This is a genomic window from Halomonas sp. 3F2F (assembly GCF_014897805.1).
Lineage (GTDB): Bacteria > Pseudomonadota > Gammaproteobacteria > Pseudomonadales > Halomonadaceae > Vreelandella.
In genome coordinates, this window is the sequence record NZ_JABUZE010000128.1 from 1 (window position 1) to 7,186 (window position 7,186).

The following is a 7,186-nucleotide window of genomic DNA, read 5'->3' on the forward strand; positions in this document are numbered from 1 at the left end:
GTGCAGCCGCTTAAAAAAGTGTCCGGAAAACTGTTGCCAGATCAGTGTTCTTTGTTTACATTATGCCGGATATACGATGTCTGATGGGCATGCCGATTCAAGCGAAGCCTTGAATGAATACCCGAAAGGTACCTTCTTCGGCTATTGTTTCTATCATGGTCAGGATGTAGAGCGCGCTGTTTCAGGTGCAGGGCTGATGTTGGCTTATGATCACGTTAATGGTGATGTACCGGAAAAAATTAAAGTAGCTCAAACCATACAGCAAGAGCTGGAAAGGGCAGGGTTTAACCTGGACTGGGATGGCACGGCCAATCAAAGAATTAATATCCCTGCGTTTGACTGGAAGCATCGTTCAGGTAGCGGCATATAGTGGTCGTATCTCCCAAGTGGGGCTATCACACGGGCCACGACAGTTAAGAAATTTTATCAAGCAATACCCACGCAGCGCGTAACAGTGCGTGTAGAGGCATCGGACAGGGCTTTTAAGCAATGGCCCGGTATTTCAGGGAATGCGGTGAGAATTATCATTTTTCTAACAGGAGGTTAACGCCAATGAGCCTGTCTGTTTACCAATTGAAATCCCGTTTTCAGAACCTTCTTCGCCCTCTAGTGACTCGTCTATATAACAGTGGCATTATTGCCAATCAGGTCACTGTTATGGCAGCCGTGGGCTCCCTGTTACTCGGAACCCTGTTATTGCTGTTGCCCCACACCTGGCTGTTTGCCTTTATCCCACTTTGGATGCTCATAAGAATGGCGCTCAACGCTATCGACGGCATGTTGGCGCGCGAATTTTCCCAGCAGTCCCGTCTTGGCGCCTATCTTAATGAGCTGGCTGATATCGTTTCGGATGCGATTCTCTATTTGCCTTTCGCCCTGCTGACCGGGGTTGAACCTGCGTTGATCATTGCGCTGACCCTGCTGGCCACTGTCAGTGAGTACGCGGGTGTGCTCGGTGTGATGGTAGGGGCCGAGCGTCGCTATGATGGCCCCATGGGCAAAAGTGACCGCGCCCTAATATTTGGTACGCTGGGGCTGCTCGTCGCGCTGGGCTGGCTACCTGCTTTCTGGCTGAATTTGATCTTTTCTGCGGTCATCCTTTTGCTAGGCGTCACTATTTTCAACCGGGTAACGTCCGGTTTAACGCAGGCGGATGGCAAGCATTAAGGCATCCCTCCAAAACCATCCAAGGGCGATGGCAGCATTCAAGTGTTGCCAGGTTTTCTATCTCCCTGACAGGAGTTGACCGTTACCCATGAATACGTTGATCGGCTGGTTCGCGGGCATAACCGCCTATTGCATTACCTTAGCCGCCAGGCTTATCACAGGTGCTAGAGCACTTTGGCTGGGCTGCAACGCCAGCCATCATCAAAGGCTCTACTTTGCCAATCACAGCAGTCACGGCGACTTTGTGTTGTTGTGGGCCTCACTTCCGGCGTTGCTCAGGAAAAGAACCCGCCCGGTGGCCGGTGCCGAATACTGGGAGGACACAGCACTGAAGCGTTTTATCAGCCAGCGGGTGTTCAATGCTGTACTGGTTCCAAGAGGGAACCAAGGTGAGGGGAACCCTCTGGCACCCGTCCAGCAGGCACTTGCGAATGGCGACTCGCTGATCTTTTTTCCGGAAGGTACGCGTAACCTGAGTGAGGCGCCGCTGCTGCCTTTCAAAAGTGGTATTTATCACCTAGCCCATGCCTTCCCTGACCTGGAACTGATACCGGTCTGGATTACCAACCTGAATCGCGCCATGCCCAAAGGGCGTTATCTTCCCTTACCGCTGCTATGTACCTTGCGTTTCGGTGCACCGATCAAGCTTCAGGGTGAAGAAACTAAGGCGGCCTTTCTTGAGCGGCTGCAACTGGCATTGCTCGACATGTCACAGGAGGACGTATGAACCAGACATTATGGCTGTTTGCTGGTATTGGGCTGCTCTTGTTAGTGGCAACTCTGGCGGGCAGGTTACTGGCCTGGCGCAAGGGCAACAATGCGGTGATTGCTAATCTTAATGCCAGAATCAATGCCTGGTGGGTGATGGTATTCGCCATCGGCATCGCCTTCATGTTTGGCCTGTATGGTGTGATTCTGCTGTTTTTTCTGGTGTCGTTTTACGCCCTGAGGGAGTTTCTGACCCTGACCCCAACGCGGGATAGTGATTACCTGGCGTTGGTGGCGGCTTTCTATTTTGCCTTGCCAGTACAGTATCTGCTGATAGCCACACATTGGTACGGCTTATTCAGTATTTTTATCCCCGTCTATCTGTTTCTTTTAATGCCCATTCTGTCCTCACTCGGCGGCGACACCACCCATTTCCTGGAACGCACCGCCAAAGTGCAATGGGGGCTGATGATCGCGGTTTATTGTGTCTCTGCCGTTCCTGCGTTAATGACGCTGAATATAGCGGGCTATGAAGGGCGCAACTTGATGCTTATCGCCTGGCTGATCCTCGTGGTTCAGCTATCGGATGTGTTGCAGTATTGCTGCGGCAAGCTGTTCGGCAAACATAAGGTGGCCCCCAAACTGTCGCCTTCCAAAACCGTGGAAGGGTTGCTGGGCGGGGTATTTCTGGCGACGATGGTGGGCGCTGGCCTGTACTGGATAACTCCTTTCTCACCCTGGCAGGCGGCACTTATTGCACTACTTGTGAATCTGTTGGGCTTCGCCGGTGGTCTGGTGATGTCGGCGATCAAGCGTGATCGAGGCGTCAAGGACTGGGGGCATATGATAGAAGGGCACGGTGGCATGCTCGACCGTATTGACTCTGTCTGCTTCGCCGCGCCGGTGTTTTTTCATGTGGTGCGCTACTGGTGGGCGTGATCGTCCACCCAAAAGCTGCCAGGCCATACCCGAAGGCGATAGGCTAAAGCATGATCCAAAGATTGGATTCAAATCGCGTAACTGCTCTGGATGTTATTTTTTTATATGGTTCTTATGCATCATAGAAAAGTGCCAAGAGACTTCAAACTAATGGAAGTCTTTAACAAAGTGCAGCAGCTTGCGCCTTTGATGCCGAGCATTCTTACCTTTTGCCGCTGTACAAAGTGTTTGTCACCGAGATAGCCCATGTACATTTCGAACATTCTTTGTGGTCTCTTTATTTGGTACGTGTCTATGATCAACTGGTCAATGTCGAATGGACCAGTATCAGTTCACACGGTCTATAGTTTAATCGTAGTTCTCGCGCTCGTTGCGTGCGCAGGCCTGAGCTTCCTTAGCCGGCGCGCATCAGCAACCGTAAACCTTTTGCTGGTGGGCTTGTTGGTCTTCCTGGCTGTAATGCAGTCACTGCACGTTGGCGGCGGCCTTGGTTTAAGTACTTTCGGCGTTTTCATACCACTGGCCCCCGTTATTGGGTTCTCCGCTTTTAATCTATGGCGCAAACGTTACTCCCAGCGTGGGCTGCCTATCGTGGCCAGAGCACTTCTTGTGATCACTCCTGCGGTAGTGGGTATCTACCTATCCGTTCCGATAATCCGGTATGCGCTTGTCATTGCTTAACACATATTTCCAGCTCGATGTCTCCGCCGTCGGTGGAACCGCGCCGAAGCTTAAGGCGTTGAACTCATGAAGCTAGTGATAATAGCCACAATAGTTATGCTGTGGGGGTGTTCTGAGGCTGGTGATAGGGCAATGAAACTAGACCTTATGCCCATCAACGGTCTGGTTGACCTCCAGAGCGAAGTTAGCGGTAATTGGGAGCGAGTCTGCATATTTGGCCCTTACAGCGGTAACTCTATGGCAGCAGAGGTGCTTGGTTTTGAATATGACCTGGAATCGAAAAGCGCCATCCTCATCAGTGATAGCATTTCGATTCTAGTATTTGCAGAGTTAGATCGAATCGTATCTTTTTACGAAATGCCCAGAAGCTATGCAGATTTTTCAGGGCTGAGCGGGCAGTGTTTTCCACGTTCTGACTCGAAATTTAGAATTTATCCAAGTCAGTCAGGTTGGCCAGAAGTAAAAAAGGTATAACCAGTGCCAGCAAGCAAACGCGTTAGTCTCAATCAGTAGCGTAGGGCGGCCCCCTGCTACGCGACAAAACAGTCGAACGTGTAAGCTTCACCCCACGCTCACCCGCATCACCTCCCTCGTCACCGACTCGTTCAACAGCCCGCGTTTGGTTTCGACCAGCGTGAGCCAATCCCAGGCCTTTGATGCTACGAGCCAACACCTCTTAAGCAGCGCCCGCATCGGGGGCGCTGCTTAGAGTTGGCTATCAACAGGTGACGGGATGAATTGTCGACTAACCTTCATTAAGTAATGTGGAGGTCGCAGGTACGCGTTGGCCAAGAGCGCATCGTCTGCCCCTCATTAAGCGATTATGAGCACTGTTCAAGGGCGTGCATCATCATGGGGGCACCATGACAAAACAAAAATTGATTCTGCTATTCGATGGCACCTGGAACGACCCTGAAGATCAAACCAATGTTTATCGTATTACCCGGCTGCTCCATGATGACGATGACGGTATCAGGCAGCGGTTCTATTACGACCCCGGCGTAGGGACATCCAAATTTCAGCGCTTTTTCGGCGGAGCCTTCGGTTACGGGCTGAGCAAAAACCTACGGGAAGGCTATGACTGGCTGGCAAGGCGTTACAGTGAAGGCGATGAAATCTGGATATTTGGATTTAGCCGAGGTGCCTACACCGCTAGAAGCCTGGTGGGGATGATTCGTAAATGCGGACTAGTGCATGTCGTCACGCCAGGGCTGCTCGATAAGGCCGAACGTATTTATCGAAACCGTGATTTGCACCCCGATTCTGAGGTGTGCAAAGAATTCAAGGAGCGCTTCAGCCGCCAGCCCAGGGTTCATTTCATTGGTGTGTGGGATACCGTTGGCGCACTGGGCGTGCCCGAAACCAACCTGTTCAAAAGCAAATACGATTGGCACGATACCGAGCTTTCCAGCATTGTCGATCATGCCTATCAAGCGGCTGCGCTGGACGAACACAGGTCGGCGTATAACGTATCGCTCTGGACGAGTAAGGATGGCAAGCAGAAAACAGGCAATCGCAACGTCGAGCAACGCTGGTTTATCGGTGCCCACGCCAATGTAGGCGGCGGCTATGGCGTTGATGACACACTGGCTGACATACCGCTGAGCTGGATGTTAGCCAAGGCGCAAAAAGTAGGCCTAAAAGTGGCCCCCTTCAATGTCGCAGAGGATGCTTGGAAAATGGCACCGAAAGATTCGTTTGCTGATTTTCTAAACGGGCTCTACGCCAAGTATGCTCGCCTTAGATACAAGGGCGACGGCCGATTTTACCGGCAGTATGCGCAGGGCATGCAGGGGCTGCCAGCGGTGAATATTTCAGTCGATGAGAGTGTCTGGAAGCGCTGGGCCGATACCGCGAGTGAGTATCGACCACGTACCTTGACCGATGCCCACCTTTCCCCACCGGAGGAGTAGGCCGGGCGGCAGCGTGGAAGTGATGAGTGATCTAGGTCATGAAGTGACCAATATCGACTAAAAACTAAGTGCTCAAAGTAGGCTAAATATAATTTAACTGCTAGGATCGAAGCATTAGAGCGAACAACGTAGCAGGGAAAACCTAATGCAAAACGCCCCACGCATTGAGCTTCACCCTATTAGCCAACGCGTGCAGGCGCATGTTGATGGCACGCTAATCGCCGATTCCACCAATACGCTTGAACTCCGCGAACGCGGCTACCCACCACGCCACTACTTCCCTCGTGAAGATGTGCGAATGGACTTACTCAGCGTGTCAGAAACCACCACCTATTGCCCGTTTAAAGGACATACGGTGTATTTTTCGTTGGGGGAACGTCAGGATATCGCCTGGAGCTACGAGCAGCCGATTGCGGGTATAGAGGCTATTGCGGGTAGGGGGGCGTTTTATAAGGAACTGCACGAATGAAGCCTTTCGGCTCTCTCGGCAAAAGCAGCATGCTGGTTCTGCCGTGTTATGCAGCCGGCACGATAATCTGTGTTATGTTGCCTAGCTATACTTAATTTCATTTTATTTCAATGGGATGAATTATTAAGAAAGGGCTGTATAACCTGAATGAACACGTCGTCAGGTTCATTGATGTTATGTAGAAGGGTGTATAATCACTGTTATACGAAGTCAAAGCATGGATAGAATTAAACCAATAGAAGCATTACATGTAGCAGGCTCGATTGCCTCAGTCACAGGTATTACGCTGTTGGCTATTGGAAGCAAAACAGATGATCTTGAGTTTGCAGGCATACTTGCTTACTCGATGTCTGCGTCAATATTCTTAGGCGTACTTGCCCTTATTATTTATGGGTTTAGATTTTTGTATCCGAAAATAGAATATAAGGCTGGTAAAGGTGTGGCAGTCGCATCAAGCGCGGTAGTTTTCCCTTTAGCTGTATGGGCAAGCTTTTACTTTATACTGCTCTTGAAATCCTTGGCTAAATACGAGTTCTTATGGCTATTGGAACAAGTGGCAAAGTAAATCGTATAACAAGGCGTTGTTGTCGCCTTCGGCTGGGACGCGCTAACGCGCGCCCCAAAACTTGGCGTTAAGTCTTTAAGGAGAGTCCCGTGGACATAATCAAAGAAATAGTAGAATCACCGGCAGTGCTAAAGGAAATATATGGAGACTTAGCAAAGCCCGGTGTTCAGCAAGCAGGAAAAGCATTAAGTACGGTGGTTGGTTTGGGCAATACAGTTCTTTGGCCGGTTGCCTTGCTCAATGAGAAAGCAAAAATTTCTTTAGAGAAAAATCTTAATAAGTACAGAGAGAAACTAGAAGAAGTTCCGGAAGAGGATGTCTGTGAGGTTGCGCCAGAGGTAGGTGTTCCGATAGCTGAAAAACTATCGTACGTGACGAATGATGAACTTAGTGAAATGTATGCGGAGTTGTTAGCAAAAGCATCCCAAAAGTCTAAAGCCAATAATGCCCACCCAAGCTTTGTCAATGCCATCAACAATATGTCGCCAGATGAAGCAATACTGCTTAAATCTATAAAGAGTATGCCAGGCATACCTTTTATAGAAGTTAGGCTCAGCAAAAAAGAAAGTCGTAAGTGGCATACATTGGACTCAATGAAAGCAGGACTTTCATGCTTAGGTGATTTGCAGTATCCAAACAATATTCATGCATATGTTAGTAATCTCGAGGGGCTAGGATTTTTCCAAGTAAGGCAAGATATTTAAGTGGTTATGCAAAAGTTATCGAGTTACTTTTTCCGTAATT

Annotated in this window: 9 protein-coding genes; all 9 read left to right on the plus strand. The window is 49.9% G+C overall.

Annotation, left to right across the window (positions count from 1 at the left end):
- On the plus strand, positions 1 to 370 hold a 370-nt coding region (locus INT21_RS12430; RefSeq protein ID WP_446719049.1), incomplete at its 5' end, for a DUF6891 domain-containing protein.
- A 182-nt stretch (positions 371 to 552) separates the two neighbouring features.
- Complete coding sequence (locus tag INT21_RS12435; RefSeq protein WP_193085300.1) at positions 553 to 1,167, plus strand: CDP-alcohol phosphatidyltransferase family protein; 615 nt, start codon at positions 553 to 555, stop codon at positions 1,165 to 1,167.
- 88 nt (positions 1,168 to 1,255) lie between these two features.
- The gene (locus INT21_RS12440) at positions 1,256 to 1,894 is read left to right on the plus strand and encodes a lysophospholipid acyltransferase family protein (RefSeq protein ID WP_193085301.1); all 639 of its coding nucleotides are present in this window, start codon (positions 1,256 to 1,258) and stop codon (positions 1,892 to 1,894) included.
- Positions 1,891 to 2,814: a phosphatidate cytidylyltransferase gene (locus INT21_RS12445; RefSeq protein WP_089039433.1), complete on the plus strand. Its 924-nt coding sequence runs from the start codon at positions 1,891 to 1,893 to the stop codon at positions 2,812 to 2,814. The genes INT21_RS12440 and INT21_RS12445 overlap by 4 nt, the downstream gene beginning before the upstream one ends.
- Before the next feature lie 747 nt (positions 2,815 to 3,561).
- Positions 3,562 to 3,969: a hypothetical protein gene (locus tag INT21_RS12450; protein WP_089039431.1), complete on the plus strand. Its 408-nt coding sequence runs from the start codon at positions 3,562 to 3,564 to the stop codon at positions 3,967 to 3,969.
- Positions 3,970 to 4,358: 389 nt separating this feature from the next.
- Entirely contained in the window at positions 4,359 to 5,408 is a 1,050-nt protein-coding gene (locus tag INT21_RS12455) for a DUF2235 domain-containing protein (protein WP_193085302.1), read from the plus strand.
- Between the two features lie 145 nt (positions 5,409 to 5,553).
- Positions 5,554 to 5,877: a DUF427 domain-containing protein gene (locus tag INT21_RS12460; protein ID WP_193085303.1), complete on the plus strand. Its 324-nt coding sequence runs from the start codon at positions 5,554 to 5,556 to the stop codon at positions 5,875 to 5,877.
- 217 nt (positions 5,878 to 6,094) lie between these two features.
- Complete coding sequence (locus INT21_RS12465; RefSeq protein WP_193085304.1) at positions 6,095 to 6,442, plus strand: hypothetical protein; 348 nt, start codon at positions 6,095 to 6,097, stop codon at positions 6,440 to 6,442.
- An 89-nt stretch (positions 6,443 to 6,531) separates the two neighbouring features.
- Positions 6,532 to 7,146, plus strand: a complete 615-nt coding sequence (locus INT21_RS12470; RefSeq protein WP_193085305.1) for a DUF4393 domain-containing protein — start codon at positions 6,532 to 6,534, stop codon at positions 7,144 to 7,146.
- Positions 7,147 to 7,186: the final 40 nt, after the last annotated feature.

Bases quoted from the DNA above. Each gene is read 5' to 3' on its own strand.
- INT21_RS12435 (WP_193085300.1), top strand. From the start codon at position 553: ATGAGCCTGTCTGTTTACCAATTGAAATCCCGTTTTCAGAACCTTCTT.
- INT21_RS12440 (WP_193085301.1), top strand. From the start codon at position 1,256: ATGAATACGTTGATCGGCTGGTTCGCGGGCATAACCGCCTATTGCATT.
- INT21_RS12445 (WP_089039433.1), top strand. From the start codon at position 1,891: ATGAACCAGACATTATGGCTGTTTGCTGGTATTGGGCTGCTCTTGTTA.
- INT21_RS12450 (WP_089039431.1), top strand. From the start codon at position 3,562: ATGAAGCTAGTGATAATAGCCACAATAGTTATGCTGTGGGGGTGTTCT.
- INT21_RS12455 (WP_193085302.1), top strand. From the start codon at position 4,359: ATGACAAAACAAAAATTGATTCTGCTATTCGATGGCACCTGGAACGAC.
- INT21_RS12460 (WP_193085303.1), top strand. From the start codon at position 5,554: ATGCAAAACGCCCCACGCATTGAGCTTCACCCTATTAGCCAACGCGTG.
- INT21_RS12465 (WP_193085304.1), top strand. From the start codon at position 6,095: ATGGATAGAATTAAACCAATAGAAGCATTACATGTAGCAGGCTCGATT.